Source organism: Flavobacterium sp. JP2137, assembly GCF_050562195.1.
GTDB lineage: Bacteria > Bacteroidota > Bacteroidia > Flavobacteriales > Flavobacteriaceae > Flavobacterium.
The window spans coordinates 2,170,612-2,192,815 of the sequence record NZ_CP191647.1; the positions used below are offsets into that span (position 1 = coordinate 2,170,612).

General features: G+C 42.8%; 19 protein-coding genes. 15 read left to right on the top strand and 4 right to left on the bottom strand.

Going from position 1 to position 22,204, the window contains the following annotated elements; all coding sequences use genetic code 11:
- Positions 1–62: 62 nt before the first annotated feature.
- Positions 63–1,814, bottom strand: coding sequence for an ABC transporter ATP-binding protein (locus ACQZ43_RS09490; protein WP_430612027.1), 1,752 nt, complete (start codon positions 1,812–1,814; stop codon positions 63–65).
- A 314-nt stretch (positions 1,815–2,128) separates the two neighbouring features.
- Between ACQZ43_RS09490 and nusB the strand changes: the two genes are divergently transcribed.
- Genes nusB through yajC form a run of 3 tightly spaced genes read left to right on the top strand, consistent with a single transcriptional unit; the run spans position 2,129 to position 3,847 of the window.
- On the top strand, positions 2,129–3,070 hold the full coding sequence (gene nusB, locus ACQZ43_RS09495; protein ID WP_430612029.1) for a transcription antitermination factor NusB: 942 nt from the start codon (positions 2,129–2,131) through the stop codon (positions 3,068–3,070).
- Positions 3,071–3,090: 20 nt separating this feature from the next.
- Positions 3,091–3,543, top strand: a complete 453-nt coding sequence (locus ACQZ43_RS09500) for a DUF1573 domain-containing protein (RefSeq protein WP_430612031.1) — start codon at positions 3,091–3,093, stop codon at positions 3,541–3,543.
- Positions 3,544–3,562: 19 nt separating this feature from the next.
- The gene (yajC, locus tag ACQZ43_RS09505; protein ID WP_430612033.1) at positions 3,563–3,847 is read left to right on the top strand and encodes a preprotein translocase subunit YajC; all 285 of its coding nucleotides are present in this window, start codon (positions 3,563–3,565) and stop codon (positions 3,845–3,847) included.
- Positions 3,848–4,002: 155 nt separating this feature from the next.
- Here yajC and pepT read toward each other — a convergent pair whose 3' ends face one another.
- Complete coding sequence (gene pepT / locus ACQZ43_RS09510) at positions 4,003–5,244, bottom strand: peptidase T (RefSeq protein WP_430612035.1); 1,242 nt, start codon at positions 5,242–5,244, stop codon at positions 4,003–4,005.
- A 283-nt stretch (positions 5,245–5,527) separates the two neighbouring features.
- On the opposite strand from pepT, the gene ACQZ43_RS09515 reads away from it, so the two are divergent.
- The 5 genes from ACQZ43_RS09515 to ACQZ43_RS09535 all read left to right on the top strand — a co-directional run bounded on the left by ACQZ43_RS09515 (position 5,528) and on the right by ACQZ43_RS09535 (position 10,060).
- Positions 5,528–6,364 carry an alpha/beta hydrolase family protein gene (locus ACQZ43_RS09515; protein ID WP_430612037.1) on the top strand — a complete coding sequence of 279 codons (837 nt, stop codon included), beginning with the start codon at positions 5,528–5,530 and terminating at the stop codon, positions 6,362–6,364.
- 34 nt (positions 6,365–6,398) lie between these two features.
- Entirely contained in the window at positions 6,399–6,998 is a 600-nt protein-coding gene (locus ACQZ43_RS09520; protein ID WP_430612039.1) for a hypothetical protein, read from the top strand.
- A 187-nt stretch (positions 6,999–7,185) separates the two neighbouring features.
- Complete coding sequence (locus tag ACQZ43_RS09525) at positions 7,186–7,563, top strand: nuclear transport factor 2 family protein (RefSeq protein ID WP_430612041.1); 378 nt, start codon at positions 7,186–7,188, stop codon at positions 7,561–7,563.
- Between the two features lie 62 nt (positions 7,564–7,625).
- The gene (gene cls / locus ACQZ43_RS09530) at positions 7,626–9,095 is read left to right on the top strand and encodes a cardiolipin synthase (RefSeq protein ID WP_430612043.1); all 1,470 of its coding nucleotides are present in this window, start codon (positions 7,626–7,628) and stop codon (positions 9,093–9,095) included.
- Positions 9,096–9,106: 11 nt separating this feature from the next.
- Entirely contained in the window at positions 9,107–10,060 is a 954-nt protein-coding gene (locus tag ACQZ43_RS09535; RefSeq protein ID WP_430612045.1) for an alpha/beta hydrolase, read from the top strand.
- Positions 10,061–10,114: 54 nt separating this feature from the next.
- On the opposite strand, the gene ACQZ43_RS09540 is transcribed toward ACQZ43_RS09535, so the two are convergent.
- On the bottom strand, positions 10,115–12,508 hold the full coding sequence (locus tag ACQZ43_RS09540) for a TonB-dependent receptor domain-containing protein (protein ID WP_430612047.1): 2,394 nt from the start codon (positions 12,506–12,508) through the stop codon (positions 10,115–10,117).
- 748 nt (positions 12,509–13,256) lie between these two features.
- Between ACQZ43_RS09540 and ACQZ43_RS09545 the strand changes: the two genes are divergently transcribed.
- The 5 genes from ACQZ43_RS09545 (at position 13,257) to ACQZ43_RS09565 (ending at position 18,580) form a co-directional block, all read left to right on the top strand.
- Complete coding sequence (locus ACQZ43_RS09545) at positions 13,257–14,015, top strand: NYN domain-containing protein (RefSeq protein WP_430612049.1); 759 nt, start codon at positions 13,257–13,259, stop codon at positions 14,013–14,015.
- 425 nt (positions 14,016–14,440) lie between these two features.
- Complete coding sequence (locus ACQZ43_RS09550; protein WP_430612051.1) at positions 14,441–15,013, top strand: DUF1572 family protein; 573 nt, start codon at positions 14,441–14,443, stop codon at positions 15,011–15,013.
- A 489-nt stretch (positions 15,014–15,502) separates the two neighbouring features.
- Complete coding sequence (locus ACQZ43_RS09555) at positions 15,503–15,763, top strand: hypothetical protein (RefSeq protein ID WP_430612053.1); 261 nt, start codon at positions 15,503–15,505, stop codon at positions 15,761–15,763.
- 21 nt (positions 15,764–15,784) lie between these two features.
- On the top strand, positions 15,785–16,264 hold the full coding sequence (locus ACQZ43_RS09560) for a hypothetical protein (RefSeq protein ID WP_430612055.1): 480 nt from the start codon (positions 15,785–15,787) through the stop codon (positions 16,262–16,264).
- Positions 16,265–16,534: 270 nt separating this feature from the next.
- Entirely contained in the window at positions 16,535–18,580 is a 2,046-nt protein-coding gene (locus ACQZ43_RS09565; RefSeq protein ID WP_430612057.1) for a dipeptidyl-peptidase 3 family protein, read from the top strand.
- A gap of 89 nt (positions 18,581–18,669) precedes the next feature.
- Here ACQZ43_RS09565 and ACQZ43_RS09570 read toward each other — a convergent pair whose 3' ends face one another.
- On the bottom strand, positions 18,670–19,449 hold the full coding sequence (locus ACQZ43_RS09570; RefSeq protein WP_430612059.1) for a helix-turn-helix domain-containing protein: 780 nt from the start codon (positions 19,447–19,449) through the stop codon (positions 18,670–18,672).
- 138 nt (positions 19,450–19,587) lie between these two features.
- Here ACQZ43_RS09570 and ACQZ43_RS09575 point away from each other — a divergent pair, with 138 nt between their 5' ends.
- Together ACQZ43_RS09575 and ACQZ43_RS09580 are read left to right on the top strand one after the other, a co-directional pair.
- The gene (locus tag ACQZ43_RS09575; RefSeq protein WP_430612061.1) at positions 19,588–20,811 is read left to right on the top strand and encodes a CynX/NimT family MFS transporter; all 1,224 of its coding nucleotides are present in this window, start codon (positions 19,588–19,590) and stop codon (positions 20,809–20,811) included.
- A 166-nt stretch (positions 20,812–20,977) separates the two neighbouring features.
- The gene (locus ACQZ43_RS09580) at positions 20,978–22,204 is read left to right on the top strand and encodes a metallophosphoesterase family protein (protein WP_430612063.1); all 1,227 of its coding nucleotides are present in this window, start codon (positions 20,978–20,980) and stop codon (positions 22,202–22,204) included.

Here is a 22,204-nt window from a genome sequence, read left to right on the forward strand (position 1 = left end):
CAATTAGTTTGATTGGTTTCTAGTTTTCAAAAGTCTAAAAAAAAACTTATATAACCAACTTTTTAAATTATTTCTTTTTCTGTGAGTTGTTTATAATATAATTCTTTATAATATCCTTGAGAATTTAAAAGTTCTTCGTGACTGCCTTGTTGGATGATTTTTCCCTCGTCCAAGATCAAGATTAAATCGGCATTCTTGGCCGAAGATACCCGGTGAGTCACCACTATGGTTGTTTTGTCTTTGCTGTGCTGTTCGAGGTTCTTTAAAATGCTTTCTTCGGTTTCGGTGTCTACGGCAGAAAGCGAGTCGTCCAAGAGTAAAATAGGCGCATCCTTGATCAATGCTCTCGCGATTGATACCCGCTGCTTTTGTCCGCCTGATAAGGTTAGTCCACGCTCGCCCAAAACGGTGTCGTAGCCCTTTTCAAAGCGAATGATGTTGTCGTGTACCGCCGCTTGTTTGGCCATGGCGATGATTTCCTCGTCTGTAGCGTCTTCCTTGCCGAATTTAATGTTGTTTTTAATCGTGTCCGAAAACAAAAACGCATCTTGAGGCACAAAGGCGATGGCCTTGCGCAAGTCTTCTAAATTCAGCTGCTCAATGGAGGTATTGTCTATGTGTAGTTGACCGTTTTTGACGTCGTAGAGCCGTGCAATCAGCGATAAAACCGTCGATTTTCCCGAGCCTGTTTTTCCCAAAATCGCCAAGGTTTTGCCCTTTGGAAGGTCGAAACTGATGTTTTTTAGCGCTTCAATTCCCGTGTCTTCGTAGACAAAGGATACGTTTTTAAATCGAATATCTCCGGCGATTGGGGTGCGTTGTTCTTGGGTATTGACGATCTCGGGCTCCTCTTGTAAGAATTCGTTGATGCGCTTTTGCGAGGCCTGTGCTTCCTGTATCATCGTCGACACCCAACCCAGCGAAGCCACGGGCCATGTCAGCATGTTGATGTATAAGATAAACTGTGCAATGACACCGATATCGGAGATACTCCCGTTGATATACATCATACCTCCGGTAAAAATAACGACTAAGTTGCTGATGCCTATTAGCAAAACCATCAGCGGGCCAATCAAGGCATTGGTTTTGGCAAGACTGAGGTTTTTGGTTTTGCTCTCTTGAGACAGTATTTCAAAGTCCGCTTGCTTGTCTTTTTCAATGGCATAGGCCTTGATGACGCGTATGCCGGAAAACATTTCCTGCGTAAAGGTCGAGAGCTGTGATAGGTTTTCTTGGAATAGCGAACTGCGCTCGTTGATTTGCTTGCTCAATCGGAATATAAATACAGCCAAAATCGGCAAGGGCAGTAGGGAGTAAAAGGTCAGCAAGGGCGAAATCAGGTACATCTGTACCAAAACCACGGCAAAGCGGATAAAGGTATTGATGGAGTACATCACTGCCGGACCGACGTATTGACGCACTTTTCCGACATCTTCGCTGATGCGGTTCATCAAATCGCCCGTTCTATTGCGCTTGTAAAAACTTTGCGACAGCCGCTCGTAATGGCGGAATAAATCGTTTTTTAAATCAAACTCGATATGGCGCGACATCACGATTAGGGTCTGACGCATCAAAAAAGTCAAAAATCCCGCAATTAAGGTGGTGACCAATATCCAAAAGATGTTTTTCAACAGCAAGGCCTTGACGTCTGCGGCTTCCAAAACTTTGAGTTGCTCCAGGGCCCGTATGGAATCTCCGACGAGCTTGGGCGTGAATAAGGTGAATATCTGAGCGATGATGGTAATGAAAATACCAATCATAAAACGATACTTATATTTGAGGAAATATTTGTTTAAATGACGAAGCTCATTCATGGATACTATTGATTTCTAGGTTTTAAGTTGAATGGTCCTACAAGCAGTTGTCGCTAAATCGCAAAAAAAAGTTATTAAAGGACTTCAAAGAGCAAATATACTTTTTTTGGCGGTATAGATTCATGTCCTTCGCGATATTTAGTACGGTATTTGCTTTTATGGGAAAGCACTTGTACTCAGGCAGTGAAACGTCCGATCAATTTTCTGCATATTTACTGGAATTAGTGTAGGTGTCGATTGATATTTTTTTTACCTTTGCAGACTGTTAGAAAATGATCTAATATTTTTCAAATACAAAAAGTTCTTATAGTAGCATGTTAAACAGAAGACACATTCGGATCAAAGTGATGCAAACCCTTTATTCGATGCAACAAAATGACTCCGACCGATTAGAAGGTGGAGAAAAGTTTTTATTCAATAGTATTGAAAATATTCAAGATTTATATTTGTTAATGCTGACTTCTTTAATAGAAATCCAAAAAAAAGAGGAAAACTTTTTGGCGGTTTCTCAAAAAAAACACTTAGCTACCGCTGAAGAGCGCAATCCCAATCGAAAATTTATTGACAATTCCGTTTTAAAAGCCTTGGGCGAATCGGTTTCTGTGGCCAACGCTTTGGAAGAGCGCACGGTAAATCAATGGCATGTCAATGAAGTGTATATCCAAATTTTAATCAACGAGATCAAGCAAAGCGAATTGTACGAACAATACATGAGCAGCGGATTGACGTCTTTTAAAGAGGATAAAGATTTTGTTTGGAGGGCGTTTACCGAGATTATTGCTCCCAATGAAAAGTTATACGATTTTTTCGAAGACACCAAATTGACTTGGTTAGACGATTTGCCTTTGGTCAATACCATGATTCAAAAGCAATTGAGACAATTGACGGAAGAGGATTTACAGATTTTGGTTCCCCGATTGTACAAGGATTTTGACGACAAGGATTTCGCCAGACAACTCTACCGCAAAACCCTGTTGAATGCCGGCGAATTAAACAAGGAATTTGTAGATAAAACCCCCAATTGGGATACCGAACGTATAGCGGAAATTGACACCATTATTTTGAGAATGGCAATTTGTGAAATGTTAAAATTTAGCTCTATACCCATTAAAGTAACAATTAATGAATATTTAGAGATCGCAAAAGAGTATTCTACACCAAAAAGTAGTATTTTTATCAACGGAATATTGGATAATATTTCCAAAGCTTATGAAGCAGATAATAAATTAAATAAAATCGGTAAAGGATTATTGTAATCAAAAAAAAGCATTTAATTATGAAACGTACCTTATTATTAGCCGCTGCCATCGTTGTATTTGCGGCTTCTTGTAAAGAGAATAGCGCATCGAATCGCATAGACGAGTCGAATGTTGCTCAAACTGAAGCAGCACAAGCTACAGTAGCTACCAACGCCTCTCCAGAGATTAAATTCGACCGAGAAGTACACGATTTTGGAAATATCGGAAACAACGAAAAAGTGGAAACAGAATTTGAAGTGACCAATACCGGTAATGCCGATTTGATCATCATCAACGCGACAGCTTCTTGCGGATGCACGGTTCCTGAATATCAGAAAACACCGATTAAACCCGGAGAAACATCCAAGTTAAAAGTGGCTTTCGTGACCCCATCTGTTGGACAACAACAAAAAACGGTTACACTTACTACCAATACAGTAAAAGGAGAAGAAATGTTGACTATTAAAGCCAATGTAGCTCCGAAACAATAATAATTATTAAAGTTTATTTATGGAAAATTTAGGGAATTTAGGTCAGTTTTTACCCATTATTCTAATGTTTGTTGTGATATATTTCTTAATGATTCGCCCACAACAAAAGAGAGTGAAAAAAGAAAAAGAGTTTGAAAGCATGATTAAAGTTGGGGATAGAATTATCACTAAATCGGGAATTCACGGTAAAATCGCTGAATTGGCAGAGACTTCAATCGTATTGGAAACTATGGCTGGAAAATTAAAAATGGAGCGTTCGGCTATTTCTATGGAAATGAGTCAAAAATTGAACACCAAAGCATAATATACTTCGGTATATACCCAAAAAAGTCCTCTGCAAAGAGGACTTTTTTTTGGTCTATAGCAATCGATTAAGCGTTGATTTTGGAGGTGACCCAATCAAACGACTTAGTTAATTATAGAAAAAAAAACAGTTTGCACTGGGTTTTTTGGGTAGAACTATTGTTTTTTAGCAGTGAGTTCGGCAATTTTTACAATGACCTCTATGGCTTTTTGCATGCTTTCAACGGGAACGTATTCGTATTTTCCGTGAAAGTTATGACCACCGGCAAAAATGTTGGGACACGGTAGGCCCATATAGGATAATTGAGCCCCATCAGTACCGCCGCGTATCGCTTTGATCAACGGTTTGATGCCGAGTTCTTTCATGGCCTTTTCGGCTATATCCACGATGTGCATTTCCGGCTCTACTTTTTGTTTCATATTGAAATACTGGTCTTCGATGACACAGTCTACAATAGGACCTCCAAATTTTGAAGCGTATTTCTTGTTGGTTTTTTTGACGATTTTTTCAATTTGCTTTTTGCGGTCTTCAAACTTCTTTAAGTTGTGGTCGCGAATAATCAATTGAACTTCTGTTTTTTCTATGGTTCCATTTACGTGATTTACGTGGAAAAAACCTTCGTATCCCGAAGTCTTTTGCGGCACTTCATCTTTGGGTAATTTGGAGATGAATTTGTTGGCAATCAACAAAGAGTTGATCATCTTTCCTTTGGCATAGCCCGGGTGAACGCTTTTGCCGGAAAAGGTCAATTTGGCGCCAGCGGCATTAAAGTTTTCGTATTCCAATTCGCCAATTTGACTGCCATCCATGGTGTAAGCCCAATCTGCGCCGAATTTCTCTACGTCGAACAGGTGTGCACCTCTTCCGATTTCCTCGTCAGGGGTAAAGCCTATGCGGATTTTTCCGTGTTTGATTTCCGGATGCTGGATCAAATATTCCATAGCCGTAACAATTTCGGTAATACCCGCTTTGTCATCGGCCCCTAACAAGGTTGTTCCGTCTGTGGTAATGATGGTTTGTCCTTTATATTGTAAAAGATCTTTGAAGTATTTTGGAGACAATACGATGTCTAATTCCTTGTTTAACACGATGTCGCCACCGTCGTAATTGGGAACGATTTGCGGTTTTACATTGGCACCCGTAAAATCGGGCGAAGTATCGAAATGTGAAATAAAACCGATAGTAGGTACCTCGTGATCCACATTACTCGGCAACGTGGCCATGATATAGGCATGCTCGTCTATAGTTACTTCTTCTAAACCTATTTTTTTAAGTTCTTCAACCAATTGGTTGGCTAAGTCCCACTGTTTTTCTGTACTTGGGCAAGCATCTGAATTGGGATCAGATTCTGTGTCTACAGTTACATAACTAATGAAACGATCAATAATGTGTTGCATACTAAAAGTTTTTTAATGTATACAAAAATACAATTATTTATCTGTTTCCGATCAGCTATTCGCGAAAAACAAAGTGTTTCCAACGGGGATTACGGTCTTTTTTATTCCGTACTACCCGCCTGCTTGAGGGGGATTTTGTCTGACTTGTACTTCGGGGATTTAAGTGTCACGACAACGGTTGTCTATAGAGCGCTATATCGGGTCGGGGCGAATAAATAAATCGGCGGCGCTCCGATTGGAGTTTAAATTTTTTATCTTTGAAAGGGTTTAAAAAATCAATTCGATGAAAGCGATTAAAAGTACGGTGTTTTTACTAGCCGCCCTGTGGTTTACCAGCGGTTGCTGGGCGTTAAAACCAGAGAAGAAATACGTGGAACATCCGTCGAATTTTAACTTTAAGTACAAGGAGCAAAAGATCGTGACCAGCGATGGGGTTTCGCTCCAATCGTGGAGCTGTTTTCCCGACGCAAAAGTCGACAATAAAACGACCCTTATCCTCGCTTATGGCGATGCGGGCAATATGTCGTATTGGCTGAGACAGGTTGCTGAAATGGTGCAAGCGGGATATACCGTAGTGCTCTTCGATTATAGGGGCTTTGGCGGTAGTCAAGACTTTGCCATAGACGAGAAGTATCTGTATTACGACGAATTTGTAACGGATTTAACCGCAGTGGTTCAATGGACTAAAAAGGAAGTTAAAAGCGACCATTTGGGAATCTGGTCCTTGTCGATGGGAAGCATTATGGCCACCTTAACCATTGCGCGCGAACCCGTGGATTTTTTAGTTGCGGAGGGCTTTGTTATCGACCCCTATCAAATCGTTCAAGTCATCAAAGAATACAAGCAAGAACAATACCTATTGCCGCCCAAGGCCCCGACGTACGCAGACGCCTTATCGCGTTTGCAGCTGCCTTGTTTGCTGTTTGCCGGATTGCGCGACGGGCTTACGACTATGGACGACAGCAATCGCGTGAAGTTTTTAAATCCCAATAGCGAATTGATTCCCTTTAATGCGAGTCATTTACAGGGATTTCAGTCCCTGTCCGGCACTACGCACGGCCAGAAATACATCGACGGCATTACGGCTTTTGTCGCCAAATTATACGCGGTACACAACTAACTGCCGTTTTTCGAAATCTATAATCCATACGCCTATGTGGAGCTTATTCCAATTTTTAAATCAGACGGTCAAGCCGCCTAAAGACGTTTTGTTCGAGCGCTTCCTCGAGAAAATAATACCGATATTCGGCGATGAGCCCGAATTTTGGCTGCCCAAAAAACAGCAGCCAAGCGACCCCTTAACCGTAGTGGTGCTCTTTAAAGGCGTGCCCGATGCGCGTTTCCTGACTGCGGTAACCTACGGGCTGTCGCTGCAACCGCATCGCGAATGGCCCGATAATCGACCGGAACTCTGTCTGGTGGTGCAATCGCAAAACGAAAACTGGGGCAAGGCATTGGGTCATTTGGTCAGCCGACTGCGCGGCGATTGTCCGTTTGTATCCGGACAGCTGATTCGCTTTGGCACTGCCGTAGTCGAGGAAGCAGTCATGGATGCTTTTTTTGTGTGGGAACCCTGGTTTTTGGCCGCAGAAGAACGGCAGTTCGATATCGGATTGGACTACCAAATCCGATTACAGGCATTATATCCCATTCGCGAAAGCGAAGCCTTGGTCTGTGAAAAAATCGGTCCACAGGCCTTTGTTAAGCAGCTGCAACTCGCGCCTTTTGACGTCGATAGGCCGGAAATACACTAAAGCGGCAGCCCGAGTTGTACGCCACGCTGCCGCTGCGATTCCACTTCGAAATGGTAAAAGCGTTTACATTGTGTTAAATAGTGTGTCTTATATCGGCTTTTTTTTATATTTTTAGGGAACTTCATTTTAGCAGGGTACCGTCTAGAATGTTGTTTTTTTTCTTTCAACACATTAAAATGGATTGATTATGGAATTTACCCCGAAAAAAGAAATCGCCAAGCAATTTTTGTTGCTGATAACAGGTGGTGAAATTGACAAGGCTTTTGCTAATTATGTCGGTTCGAATTTTAAACATCACCATCCTTTTTATTTGGGACAAGCAGCAGATTTAAAAGATTTTTTACGAGAGGAAGCGCAGCGAAATCCCCATAAAATACTCAAGAATTTAAGAGTCATTGAACAGAATGACCTCGTGATGACGCACTCACTCGTCAAAAACACCCCCGATGACTTAGGGACCCTAGTCGTTTATATCTTCCGATTTGAGAATCATCTCATCACGGAGTTTTGGGAGGTTCAACAAGCGATTCCCCCTTCGATGATCAATGAGAACGGAATGGTCTAAGTCGTTGATCGCGGAATAAGGCGTGCGACCAGGAGGTCTTGCCAATTAAAACAAACGAAATAATGCCTACTATTGATTGGATTTTATTGTTGGAAGCCGGTTACGGGCTTGTGGTGTTGGCCGTGGTTTTGCGCGTCATTTACGACTCGAACTCCACCTCCAAAACCCTGGCGTATTTACTGCTGGTCATCTTAGTGCCCATAGTGGGTATACTGTTTTATTTTTCGTTTGGAATCAACTACCGCAAGCGAAAGATGTATTCGAAGAAATTGGCCACAGACGAAATCTTTTTAAAGCAGTTTGAAAGCCGTATCGAAGAGATCAAGAAATCGTTTTCCGACCAGCAATTTCCAACGGTAGATAGCAATCGCTCGATGATTCGCTTGTTGGCCAATAAAAACATAGAAAACAGTCCGCTGTTGATCCACAACAATGCGGAAATACTGCTCAATGGCGAAGCTTTCTTTCCGCGATTAATCGAGGACTTAAAAGCGGCAAAACAGCACATACACCTCGAGTATTACATCTATGAAAACGATGTTATCGGCAATGAAATCAAAAACATCCTCATCGCCAAAGTAAAGGAAGGAGTGCGGGTTCGCTTTATTTATGACGATTTTGGTTGCCGTTCGATTCGCAAGAATATCGTGGTAGAATTGCGCTCGGCAGGCGTGGAGATTTACGCCTTCAACAAAATTACGTGGATCGCCTTGGCCAACCGCATGAACTATAGAAACCATCGAAAAATGGTCATTATAGACGGCGCAATTTCCTATACCGGTGGAATCAATATCTCCGACCGCTATGCCAATATCCCGCAGGCTCCAGCCTCCAAGTATTGGCGCGATACCCATTTGCGCATATACGGTGATGCAACCTATGCCTTGCAACACATCTTTTTGTCCGACTGGAATTTTTGCAGTCAGCAAAGCCTAACGGTCAATGCCGATTTTTTTCCGATAATCGACCACGACGACAACAGCAAACTCCCCATGCAGATTGTCGCCTCGGGTCCGGATTCGCAAGTGCCGAGCATCTTGTATAGCGTGGTCAAGGCCATCAACGATGCCCAAAGCGAAATTCTCTTTACCACGCCGTATTACATACCCGACGAAACCCTTCAGCAGGCAATGATACTCGCGGCGATGAGCGGAAAAAAAGTCAAAATTTTATTGCCCAAGGTTTCCGATTCTAAAATGGTACAATGGGCCTCTCAATCCTATTTTGAAGAACTGCTCGAAGCCGGCGTGGAATTGTATTTTTACCAAAAGGGCTTTATACACGCCAAGTGCTTTGTCACCGATTCCGGCGTGAGCTCTATCGGTACCTGTAACTTAGATCACCGCAGCTTTGACCTGAATTTTGAAGTCAATGCCATTGTTTACGATACCGAGTTTGCCGATAAAATGCGGCAGATATTTTATGAAGATTGCCAGCACGCCGTCCAGCTCAATTACAACCGCTGGTTTAAGCGAACCCACTGGACCCGATTAAAAAACAGCTTTCTCCGATTGTTTTCTCCTTTGTTATAAGTACTTTATCTATGGATTTACACTTTACCACTCCCCATACGATCCGACATATACACGAATGCCCGTCGGATTATGAAGGCAAGGTAGTCACCACGCTGATCGAAGCGCGCGCCAACAATTACCGCAGTCCTCAAAATCGACAAAGCATACTCTATATTCACGGTTTTTCCGATTACTTTTTTCAGGAAGAGCTCCTAAAGGGATTCAACGATAGAGCCGTGAATTTTTTTGCCGTGGATCTGCGAAAATGTGGACGTTCCCTATTAGCACACCAACACCCCAATTACTGCAAATCGCTAAAGGAGTATTTTGCCGATATCGATTACGCCATTGCCCTGATTAAGGAGCGTAGTCCTCAGGCGCCATTGCTGCTCTTGGGACACAGTACCGGTGGTTTGTTGGCGAGCTATTACGCGCACTACGGCGCCTTGCGTAGCGAGGTTTCGGGTTTGATTTTAAACTCCCCCTTCTTCGCCTTTAATATGCCGGCAGCTGTCCGACTGTTGATACCGGCTGTCGCCCGATTGATGCTGCGGTTTAATCCCTATGCTTCCTTTAGCGGCGGGGTGAGCGATGTCTATGGGCAATCGCTGTTGAAATCGTTTTACGGCGAATGGACATTCAATGAAAAGTGGAAGCCCGTTCGCGCATTTCCCGCTTTTTACGCGTGGATACTGGCGGTAAACGAGGCGCAAAAGGCCGTTAGAGAAAGGCCGAAACTCAGCCTGCCCATCTTGCTGATGCATTCCGATAAAAGCTTAAAGACCCAAGTGTGGTCGCCTCAAGCACAGCAAGCCGACTTGGTTTTAAACGTCCGCGACATCGAGCGTATCGGACTAAAAATGGGAACTCAAGTCACGCATGTCGTCATAGAAAACGGCTTGCACGATTTGTTTCTGTCCAGAGAAGAAGTCCGCGACAGCGTTTGGAACCACACCCAAAGTTGGTTGGCGCAGCTGCCATAAAAAAAGGGCTATTCAATGGAGAATAGCCCTTTTTTAATCGGTAGTAGTCGCTGCTTAAAACAAGCCGCCAGCACTACCTTGTTTGGTATTGTCTTCGCGGTTTTTGCGTTGCATCGCTTTGTTCTTAGCGCCTCCAAAGAGGTAATTCACCCCGAAGTAGACGTTTTGACTTTCCCAGAAAAACTGCCCTTTTTGAGGGTAGGGATATTCGGATTCAAATGCGTATTTCATAGTGTCGAAAATGTCGTTGACACGCAGGCTAAAAGTCAGTTTGTTTTGAAGCATGCTGTAACGGGCACCCGCATCAATTTTATACATTTCCTTGCTGTTGACTTGAATGCCGTCTACCGGACCGCGATAGAATCCAAATAGGTTTAACCTCAAGTTATTGGTCACCTTAAAGTTGCTGTTTAAACGGGCATTAAAGGCATTGGCATCGATTTCGCGCTGCATAAAATCCAAATTACCCGTTTGTTCGTTTTTGATTGAGATGAGTCCTTTCTGCGATAGGGAAGAAAAGTCAATGGCCGGTTGAACGTCCCACCACGAAGTCAGTCTATAGTTGGCAGACACTTCAAAACCATAAGACGAATTGCGGTCAAAGTTGTCGTAAGACATGATCATGGCATTTTCATTAGACGCGTCTACGTCTTCGTAAAAAACGCGGTTGATTTCGTCGTTGATACTTCTGTAATACACTCCAGCGGTTAAACTACCTTTGGAAAGGACTCTGGTGTAATTCAATTCAATCGAGTTGGTAAACTGCGGCTTTAATTCCGGGTTTCCAATACTGGTAACCGTAGGCGTAGAAAATTCGCGAATCGGTTTGGTTTGCCACAATCCCGGACGGTCTACGCGGCGGCTGTAACTCATTTGAAAGGAATTTTTGTCCGTGAGGCTGTACGTCAAATACGCCGAAGGATATAAGGTGATGTAGTCGTCCTTAAACGATTTTTCACCGTTGATTTTGGTATTGACCTGATAACTCTCTACACGAGCACCCAATTGGTAGCTGAATTTTGTGAATTTTTGCCCAAAGGTGATATAACCCGAAAAGATGTCGGTGTCGTAATTGTAATTGGAGTTTTTCACGGACTCCGGCAGGGGATTGTCCGACATATATGTATTCTCCGAACGGGTAATGCGCGATTCCGCACCCAACTCCAATCGCGCGGTTTTCGACAGCGGATTTACATAGTCGATGTTTACCGTACTCATATTGTTTTTATCTTCGATTTGATCGATGTAATAGCCCTTTTCGCTGCCGATTAAGGTGTTGAAATCGGCCCATTGATCGTTTTTGAACGTGCTGTAGTTTCCTTCGATATCCAAGGTATGTCCCTCTTTTTTAAACAGGTGTTTATAGGCCAAGTTATAGGTACTGTTGCTGTTGTTGGTATCGTAGCTCGCTTTTTGATCGATGTTTTTAAAAGTGCCGGCCGGGTAAAAAACCTCGGTTTGCACCGCCGAATTACCGTCGGTAGTCGTTTGATTGGTATAAAAAGACAAGGTGTTGTGGTCGTTGATATAGTAATCCATCCCCAATTTGTAGAGGTAAGAATCGTTGTCGTTGGCAGTGCGAATCAACTGCGAGGAGTTTTGGTCAAAGCGATACATATCGCCTCCGCCAAAGGATTTGCCAAAGTTGTTCCCGCCATTGCCGAAAAAATTGACCTTTCCAGTGCGGTAGTTCAAATCTAAAGTGGTATTACCTCGAGGCTGATTTTTCATCGTTACCCCGGAACTCAAGGAACCGTTAAAGCCGTCGTTGGAATTTTTGTGCAAGATGATATTGATAATACCAGACATCCCTTCGGGATTGTATTTGGCACTCGGATTGGTAATCAATTCGATTTTTTTAATCGATGAAGAAGGAATCTGCTTGAGCAATTGAGAAGCTTCGATATTTGTTGGTCTGCCGTCTACCAGTACCCGCACGTTCTCATTACCTCTTAGCGAGAGCTTGCCGTCTTGATCGACATTGACCGACGGGATGTTGTTCATGATTTCCGAAGCCGTAGCTCCAGCCGTGGTTAAGTCCCGTCCGACATTGATGACTTTACGGTCGATTTTTTGTTCGATTGTCGAGTGTTCCGCTACGATGTTTACACCATCTAGAGTAGTGGATTCCGATTGCAAATACAGCGTTCCCAGTTGCAGATCCGCACCCTTGGTCAAATCGACTCCCTTGTGTAAGGTCTTATAACCGATAAACTGAATGTCGACACTGTAGTTTTTAGCGGCCAAATTGGTTACGGTAAAATTACCGTTGTCGTCGGTGATCGCTCCGGTAACGACCAGGCCGTTTTCCTTTACCGAAATCGTCGCATAAGGCACCGCTTGTTTGAGGTCCTTATCTAAAATGGTTCCCGAAATCTTTACTTTGTTTTGCGCAAAACCGCTGCTGAGAATTACTAAGAATAAGAGTAAGCTTAATTTTAGTTTCATTTGTTTTTTCATTTGATTGTTGAAGTTCCGTTCCTTTTGTTACAGTAATAGACAACAAGTCGGCTGTTTTGTTACACACTATTTTTAAGGCACTTTTAAGCGGTCATCCAAAAAGAAGTTAAGGCGTTGTTGTTTAGTGGGTTAGTTGCGCGCAGTAGTGCTTTTTTATTTGTAATTTAGAATTGTTTTAAGTAAAAAATAAAGGAAAAAGGCATAGAATGGCCTAAAAATTGCCAGTTATATGTAAAGCATTAAAAAACTTTGCGCGTTTGAAAAAGGGCCTGACCCCGGCATTCGCGGGTAAGGAGCGCTAGTAGCACGGTTTGATTTGATTAGGGATTGTCGAGTTACAAAACCAATGGATCAAAGCGGTAGGTCCGTTAGCTTTGTACAGCTATCCGAACATCACATTTGGTCCGTTGGATGGAGGAAGCGAATTGTACGCTATGTCAGCTTATCGATACCAAAACCGCTGCTTTCGCGGCATTTTGGTTATAACCAAGCGACAAAAGTCCTCGTGGCAGTTACTTGAACTGATTTGTTGGGGATAAGTTTGAATTTGGTGCGTAATTCTTTATATCTTTATATCAGTTCCTCCTTATAAACCCAGGTCAAGACCGTCGGGGTAGGAGCAAAGGAGTAGGAGCAAAGGAGTAGGAGAATGTAGAAACGCTGTTGAGCCCGTTGGGCTGCGGCCTTGTAATACCGCTGAAATCAGCGGAAAAATTAAAATAAAAAAAGAATACTTATGGAAAAATCTACTAATAATATTGCAATTTTAATCGATGGAGACAATGCACAAGCCAAACTGCTGGAATTGATTTTGGAGGAGGTTTCCAAATACGGAAAAGTAACCATCAGACGAATTTATGGCGACTGGACTACCCCACAGATGAATAGTTGGAAAGACTTATTAAACGATTTGTCCTTTAGTCCCATGCAGAAATTTAGTTATACCACGGGAAAAAATTCTACCGATAGCTCGTTGATTATCGACGCTATGGATATATTACACGACAAATCGGTCGACGGTTTTTGTATCGTGTCTAGCGATAGTGATTATACCGGTTTGGCCAAGCGCATACGCGAAGAGGGAATTTTTGTGATGGGCGTGGGCGAAAAGAAAACACCCAATGCCTTTGTGCAGTCCTGTGAGATTTTTACCTATTGCGAAAACCTAATTCCGCGCAAGGGAGCTGCTAAGGAGCCCAATGTGGTTTCGGTTAAAAAAGCCGAAAACAACCACAGCGACGACTTCGAAATCAAAGAGTTGTCCAAGTCAGATATCAAATTGATCGACAAGGCTTTTGACATGTCGGTCAATGAAGAGGTGGAAACCTATATTGCCCAAGTGGGCATTAACTTGAGAAAGCTTAAACCGAGTTTTGACCCGCGCGCCTACGGATTTAAAAATCTCACCCAGCTCTTTACCAGTTTAAAGGCGTACGAGATTATCAGAAATGAGGTGGGCGGACTCAACCATCCCTTGGTTAAAAAAGTGGGCTAAACAGGGCGGTTCCCCAAGATCAGGCACCGCTGCGGCCGGCCCTATAAAAATGATGCCGCGCTGCGGCAAATCCATGGTTTTTCCCGCGCTTCAGCTACTTTAGCATTGATGGACACTTTGCTGAGTCACAATCTCGTGTTTTACCTAGTAGGTGAGGCAATTGCTGCTAAAGGGGCGAGAAAGTCCACCTGATATTAGCGGTATTGAATTTCCATAAACCGCTTATAAGTGGAAGGAAATGAGGCGATTTATACACCGAATGTGGCAGTTTGAAAGCTGATGAAAAACATCTGAAAAACCGATAATACAACGTATACGCAACCCCGTGCTACGGCAAGCGGACGTTGGGAAGAATGATACAAGTCAATACGGCAGTGCCTATGGCCCTGCAAAAAATAGAATCGCGAAATACCTAAAATAGATATATGAGTACGACAAAATTGGACGCTATCATAAAACAAATGGAATACTATCGGCTGCTAGGCGATAAAACCATTTTAATATTATCACAGGATCAGCTCAACTGGACCTACAATGAAACGAGTAACTCCATCGCCATGCTGATCAATCACATCAGCGGCAATATGCTGTCGCGTTGGACCGATTTCTTAACCACCGATGGCGAGAAGGCTTTTCGAAATCGCGATGCCGAGTTTGCCGACGGGTATTACGATCGGCATGAATTAATCAAAAAATGGGATCAAGGCTGGAATTGTATGCTGAGCAGCTTAAGAGCCTTAACCGATGAAGACCTCGAAAAAACAGTGGTTATTCGAAGCCAACAGCAAAGTGCCTTTGATGCCATAATTCGTCAAGTCTCTCACTATCCATATCACATCGGGCAGCTTGTTTTTGAAGGAAAAATGTTGATGAACACCGACTGGGAAAGCTTATCGATTCCCAAAGGCGGCTCTAAACAATACAACGAACAAAAATTTTCTCGTCCCAATTCCGATACGCACTTTACCGACGATTTTTTAAAGGCTAAAACCAACTAACTGCAAGTAGGCATTTGCCCGATAAAAAATACCCCCTCACATATAAAACGAAATTTTCGCTCTCCAGGTGAAATTTTCGTTTTTTTTTTGTCCTTTAGTTTTTCTTTTAAAAGGCTGATGTTTTTTTATAATTTCAGTTGTCGATGAGAGGTTTGTTTTTGTTAATGTGTTGATTATTAGTAGTTAGTGGTTGTTGTTTGGGGGTTTCTAAAAAATGTTAAATTTATTGTTTTTATTTGGTTTACTCAGTATTTTTTTTATTTTTATATAAGTGATGTTGTTTTTTAGTAGCAATTCGCTCTTGATGCTTGCAATTAATTATTAAATCCTTAAATATGAAACGGAAGTTATTTTTCTTAGTCGTGTTTTTGTTTTTAGGAATAATGACAAAAGCACAGCAGCACTTTTATTATTATAAAGGTGAGAAGATCTACTTGGAACTCGATTTAAAAAGGGTATCCATGAACACAAATCAACGAGACATGGTATATGAAAAAAAGGATGAGCTTTCGTTTTTCCAATCCCGCGACTACTACCTTGCAAATAAACTATGAAATCAATCAGTGTGAAAGCGCCACTATAGGGTTCATTCCTTTTTATGGTGCAGTGGGCAAGGAGCGTATCTATAAATTAGGAGTTTTGGACAACAAAATCGTCATCGATGTGGCAGCATGGGATAAGGGATTGTATAAATTGCTGCTGTATTGCGATGGAGATGCTGAAGAAATGCGAAGTGTTTTAATAGAGTAATATAAACAAAAAATGAAAAAAATGAAAAAACTTTTTTTAATGCTGTGGCTGTTTCTGGGAGTGATGGCCTGCAGTAACGACAACAATTCTCAAATCGAGAAAGAGGTGGATGAATTTTCGCCGGTAAAACTAGAGATGGACAACGTTGTGCAAAGCAGTGTAGTACTGCAAAACAGTACGATGGGAAATCATCCCTATGCCAGTAGACATTTGGTCATTGACCATGCAGCTGATTGGCAAATTTTGAGCGAGCAAATAAGCATGCTACAAGAAACAGTGGATTTCGATGCCTTTACCGTAATTGCGGTATTTGACCAACCTCGTACTGATTTGGGATGTACCATTGATATCACTGAAGTGAAGGAATTTAAAAAACACCTTCAAGTGACGTTCGATCGATTGCAAAAAGTCGGTATCGCCCAAATGCCTTCACTGCCGTTTCACATTGTCAAAATTCCAAAAACGGACAAACAAGTCGTTTTTACGATGGTCCAAGAATAACAGAACACTCCCATTTGATCAAAGCCGCTTACGAGCGGCTTTTTTGTTCCTGTATATCCGTTTAGAGAGCGATGGCTGCGGTTATCGATTAAAAAGCACCGATAAAATTTTAATTCTATAATTTAAAAGGGGTTTTATTTCTATATTTTCTATATTTGTTGGAGTACAAACAAACCAATGGGGTAGCTGATTTACTTTAAAGTGTGCGGTTTTCTAACGCATAACGCAGCAGTAAAGCGAAATACCCCTTGTAAAAAAAAGTAACGCATTATGAAATTAAACACCATTGCTTGTGTAGTTTTGGCTTCATCGATGTTTTTGGCTTGTAATAAGGCGAAGACAGAGGGAGCAGAAAATGAAGAGACCAAAGCGGGAATTGAAAATTTTGAATTTAGCATCGATCAATTTGCCGATATTGAAGTTTTAAAGTACCAAGTACCGGGTTGGGAAAACTTAACCCTAAAGGAACAAACCTTAGTATATTATTTAAGTCAGGCCGGTATGGCCGGTCGCGATATTATCTGGGATCAAAATTACAAGCACAACTTAAAAATACGAAAAGCCTTAGAGCACATTTATGTCAACTATAAAGGCGATAAAACCGCAGCAGATTGGACGAATTTTGAAACCTATATCAAAAGGGTGTGGTTTTCCAACGGAATTCACCACCACTATTCCAATGAAAAGATAAAACCGGAATTTTCAGCAACCTATTTCGCTACCTTACTCAAGGAAACTCAGGCGGAATTAGCTCCAGAAGTGACGGCTATATTGTTTAATGATCAGGATTCAAAAAAGGTAAACTTGGATTTGTCTAAAGGCCTGTTGAAGGGATCCGCGGTTAACTTTTACGGTGAGGGAATCACGGAAGCCGAAGCCGATGCGTTTTACGCAAAGATGAAAGCAGCCGATCCACTACGTCCGTTATCAACCGGGTTAAACTCCAAATTGGTTCGCGACGAAAACGGACAATTGTATGAAAAAGTATGGAAGAGCGGTGGAATGTATGGCCACGCCATCGATAAAATTATTTATTGGCTAGGCAAGGCGAAATCCGTAGCGGAAAACCAAAAACAAGCCGATGCTATAGCGCTATTGATTCGCTACTATCAAACAGGCGATTTAAAAACTTGGGATGATTACAATGTAGCCTGGGTTCAAGCAACCGAAGGGAATATCGATTACAACAACGGATTTATAGAGGTTTATGCCGATCCATTAGGACATAGAGGCTCTTACGAGAGTGTGGTGCAAATCAAAGATTTTGATATGTCTGCCAAGATGGAAGTTATTTCAAATAATGCGCAATGGTTTGAGGATAATTCACCTTTGATGCCTGCACATAAAAAGAAAAGCGTCGTGGGGGTTTCCTATAAAACGGTCATCGTAGCTTCGGAATCCGGAGATGCTTCGCCGAGCACACCTATAGGCGTAAACTTACCCAATGCCGATTGGATCCGTGCAGAACACGGTTCTAAATCGATTTCTTTAGGCAATATTATCGATGCCTATAATCACGCAGGTGGCTCGTCGGAACGATTAAAAGAATTTGCAAACGACGAAGAAGAAGTGCGTTTGCAATTGAAATACGGAGAAATATCGGATAAATTACACACGACCTTACACGAAGTGGTTGGACATGCTTCCGGACAAATCAACCCGGGTGTAGGAACTCCCAAAGAAACCTTAAAGAGCTATGCTTCTACACTAGAAGAAGGACGAGCAGACTTGGTGGGTTTGTTTTATTTGTATTCCCCAAAATTGGAAGAATTGGGATTGGTTGATAATTGGAAAGAAGTGGGTATGGCCGCCTATGACGGCTATATCCGTAACGGATTAATGACGCAGTTGATTCGCTTAGATCTTGGCGCAGATATTGAAGAAGCTCACATGAGAAACCGCCAATGGGTGAGTGCTTGGGTATATGAAAAAGGGAAAAAAGACAACGTAATCGAAAAAGTAGTTCGCGATGGAAAAACCTATTTCAACATCACCAACTACGAAAAACTACACGGTTTATTTGGCGAATTGCTCAAAGAAACCCAACGCATCAAATCGGAAGGCGATTATAAAGCCGCTCAGAATTTGGTCGAAAACTATGGTGTAAAGGTCGATCAAGCTATTCACAAAGAGGTTTTGGCGCGAAATGCCCAATTCAAATCCGCTCCTTATAGAGGTTTTGTAAATCCGGTGATCGTTCCGAAAACCAATGAAGCAGGTGATATCATTTCTTTTGAAATGGAATACCCCAAAACCTTTGCAGAACAGATGTTGTATTACTCTAAAAACTACGGTTTTCTGCCTTTAAACAACTAATTCTAAATAGACTGACTCAAACGCCCATCGCAAATGTGATGGGCGTTTTTTTTTGAATAGGTACGAGGGATAAGGTGTTTCGCCAGCCCTTACGGGTGTATAAAGGCCTGGGGGCGCTTGCCCAACAAGTTGAAAAAACTATTGCTGAACGATTGAACGGATTTGTAACCGACCAAATATGCAATTTCGCTGATCATCAGGGTGGAGTTGCTCAAGAGCTCCACCGCCTTGATACAGCGAATCAGTTGTAGGTATTTGGCCATGGTAATGCCGGTTTCCTTTTTGAACAATCGCTGCAAGCTGCGCAGACTAAAGTGAAACCGCAAAGCCAAATCTTCCAAGGAGCCTTGTTGGGCGTAATTTTGAAACAAATAATCGACTACTTCCAGCAATTGCGCGTTAGCGGTCACCGGAATGCTCAAACTGACCGAATTCTTGGCAAAATCGGGAAGCTCCAACAACAGCGCGCGTAAAAACGCCGCTTCTATGGGGTTGTTCGCCCTGTTCATCGACCATTTTTCCGTGTATAGAATCATTTCTCGAAGCACTTTCGGAACGCTAAAAATTTGGACGTGTGCATAGAAATCAGCTTCGAGATCACAGTCGTAAAACAGATTGCGCAAATATACGTTGGAAGCGGTAGACGCGCTGCGATGTGGCAGGTTGGACGGAATCCAAGCGGCGTGGTTCTGCGGCAGCAAATAAACCTGATCCACCGTGTGTAAATATTGAAAACCCTCTTCTACAAATATCAATTGCCCCTTGGAATGTGCGTGAAATGCATCGGGAAAAACCCAATGATTTTCGTGCCATACAAAACTGCTCTTGTGCAATTGGTCTAATAACAATAGGGAATCTTCAATTTTCATGTGGTATGGAATCGTTAGCGAACGCGGAAAAGCCGCTCATGCTGGATTTTCAATTTGTCGTTTTAAGTATAAAGATTGTCTTTATTTTATAAAAATACAATATTAATTTTGGCGGTAGAATTTATTAGGTATTAAAAGATGAAAAAAGAAGTGATTTCTCGCGATAAGTCAGCAAAAAAGGCGGTTTCCAAGTTCGAAACGCTTTTGATGGTATTGGGTATCGTATTGATTGCCGCCAATTTAAGAGCGCCGCTGACCGCTGTGGGACCGGTGATTTCGGAAATCAGTGCCAGTTTGCAGTTGTCCAATGTTTTGGCGGGCATGGTAACGACCATACCCCTAATGACCTTTGCACTGCTGTCGGGTTTTGCGCCTAAAATTTCGAAAAGATATGGTATGGAAACCGCTCTAATGGCGTCGCTATTCATCTTGTTGATCGGGTTGTTTGTCCGTCCTCTTGGCGGGGTGTACAGTTTGTTTTTGGGTGCGGCTTTGGTCGGTATAGGTATTACGGTGGGCAATGTATTGATGCCCGCTTACATCAAAAACAATTTTAGTGAAAAAATCGGACTGATGACCGGGCTGTATTCAGCCTCAATGAATTTGACAGCGGCATTGGCCGCGGGTTTTAGCATACAAATAGGCCTCAGCACCGGACAGGGATGGCGGGGCTCACTGGGCGTGTGGTTAATCACGGCCGTATTGGCCATGTTGGTTTGGATTCCCCAGTTGAAAAGACAAAAGAAAAACCAGCCTATACCCCTTGATTTTGAGCAGCGTGATCCGGTGAAAACCTCGATTTACCGATCGAGAATCGCTTGGAGTATTACGTTGTTTATGGGATTGCAGTCGTTGGTGTTTTACTGTGCTGCGGCTTGGTTTCCCAAGGTGCTGCAAAGCTGGGGCATGTCGGCGATAGATTCGGGATGGATGTTGTCGTATATTCAATTCGCACAATTGCCCGTCACCTTTATCGGTCCCATCATCGCCGGTCGGATGAAAAGTCAGGTGCCGTTGGTATGGATCACCGCCTTGCTGATGTCGCTCGGAATCGTTGGTATACTGCTGTTTAAAACCGACTACATCATCTGGTGGTGTATTTGTATCGGCATAGCCAGCGGATTGGCATTTAGCTTGGCCATGATGTTCTTTGTACTGCGCACGGAAAACGCCACACAGGCAGCGGAAATGTCGGGTATGGCGCAGTCTTTTGGTTATCTGTTAGCCGGTTGCGGTCCTCCGCTATTTGGGGCTTTATACGATATAACCCAACAGTGGAGCTATTCGTTGATAGTGCTTTTAACCGCTTCGGTTTTACTGTTGGTTTTCGGGGTCATCGCCGCCAAACCCCGTACTATATAGGCGCGCCGCTGCTGCGCTTTGGGTTGGTAGTGCAATGGGCGTTTAAACCGGAGGCGCCACCGGGTCTCTTTCAAGTCGTTTTACGCGAATAGAACAGGGCGTAAAGCGGCAAAAAGAGCGTGGTAAGTAGGTTAAAAAAAGTATCTTTGTGTGTTAAAACGATATTATGAGCTTAAGGATACTTCACACCGCCGACTGGCATTTGGGAAAGCGATTGGATCACTTTTCGCGACTTGAAGAACAGCGACAGGTATTGGAAGAAATTTGCGTTATAGCCGACGCGCAACAGGTTGATGCTGTAATTGTTGCCGGCGATTTGTTCGATGTTTTTAACCCTCCGGTGGAGGCGGTAGAACTGTTGTATAAAACCTTAAAGCGATTAACGGCTCAGGGCAAGCGCCCGGTCATTGCCATTGCGGGAAATCACGACAGTCCCGACCGCATCGACGCACCCGATGCTCTAGCCTTGGAATGCGGAATCGTATTCGTCGGATATCCGCAAGCGGTTTTGCGCCCCATTTCTATTGATGGAGGTTTTCGTATCACCAAAACGGATTGCGGGTTCTTGGAAATTCTATGCCCAAATAGTAGCATACCCCTTCGCGTAATTACAACTCCTTATGCTAACGAACTGCGTTTAAAAACCTATTTGGGTGCAACGGACAAGGAAGTGCAAATGAATCAATTGCTTCACGAGAGTTGGACACAACTCGCCGATGAGTACTGCGACGACCAAGGCGTTAATATACTGACCACCCACCTCTATATGTTAAAACGAGGAGGTGAGCTGCTCGAAGAACCCGATGGCGAAAAACCGCTAAAAGTGGGTAATGCCGATTTGATTTATTCCGATAGTATTCCGCCTCAAATTCAATATACCGCCTTAGGGCATTTACACCGCTATCAGAATATAGGTGGACATCAAAATCCAGTGGTATACTCCAGTAGCCCATTGTGTTATTCCTTTGCCGAAGCCGGACAGCAAAAGCAAGTGGTCCTTATAGAAGCCGAACCGGGAAAAGCAGTTGCATATCGGCCAATAGGCTTAACAGCGGGGAGACCGTTATACCGCAAAAAATTTGATGACATCGATGCTGCGGTAACTTGGTTGTTAGCACATCCTTATACCTTAGTGGAATTAACCATAAGTAGTGATACTTTTCTGGCAACAAAAGATTTAAAACGTCTGTACGACAGTCACGACGGAATTATTCACCTGATTCCCGTAGTAAACAAACAGCAAGAAAATCAAGAAAGCAAGATTACCATCAATTTGGAACAGAATAGAGCGGGGTTGTTTGTCGATTATTTTATGTCAAAACACAAACAAGCCCCAAACGAAGAACTATTGAATTTGTTCCGCGAAATCACGGGACAACAAAACGAACTATAA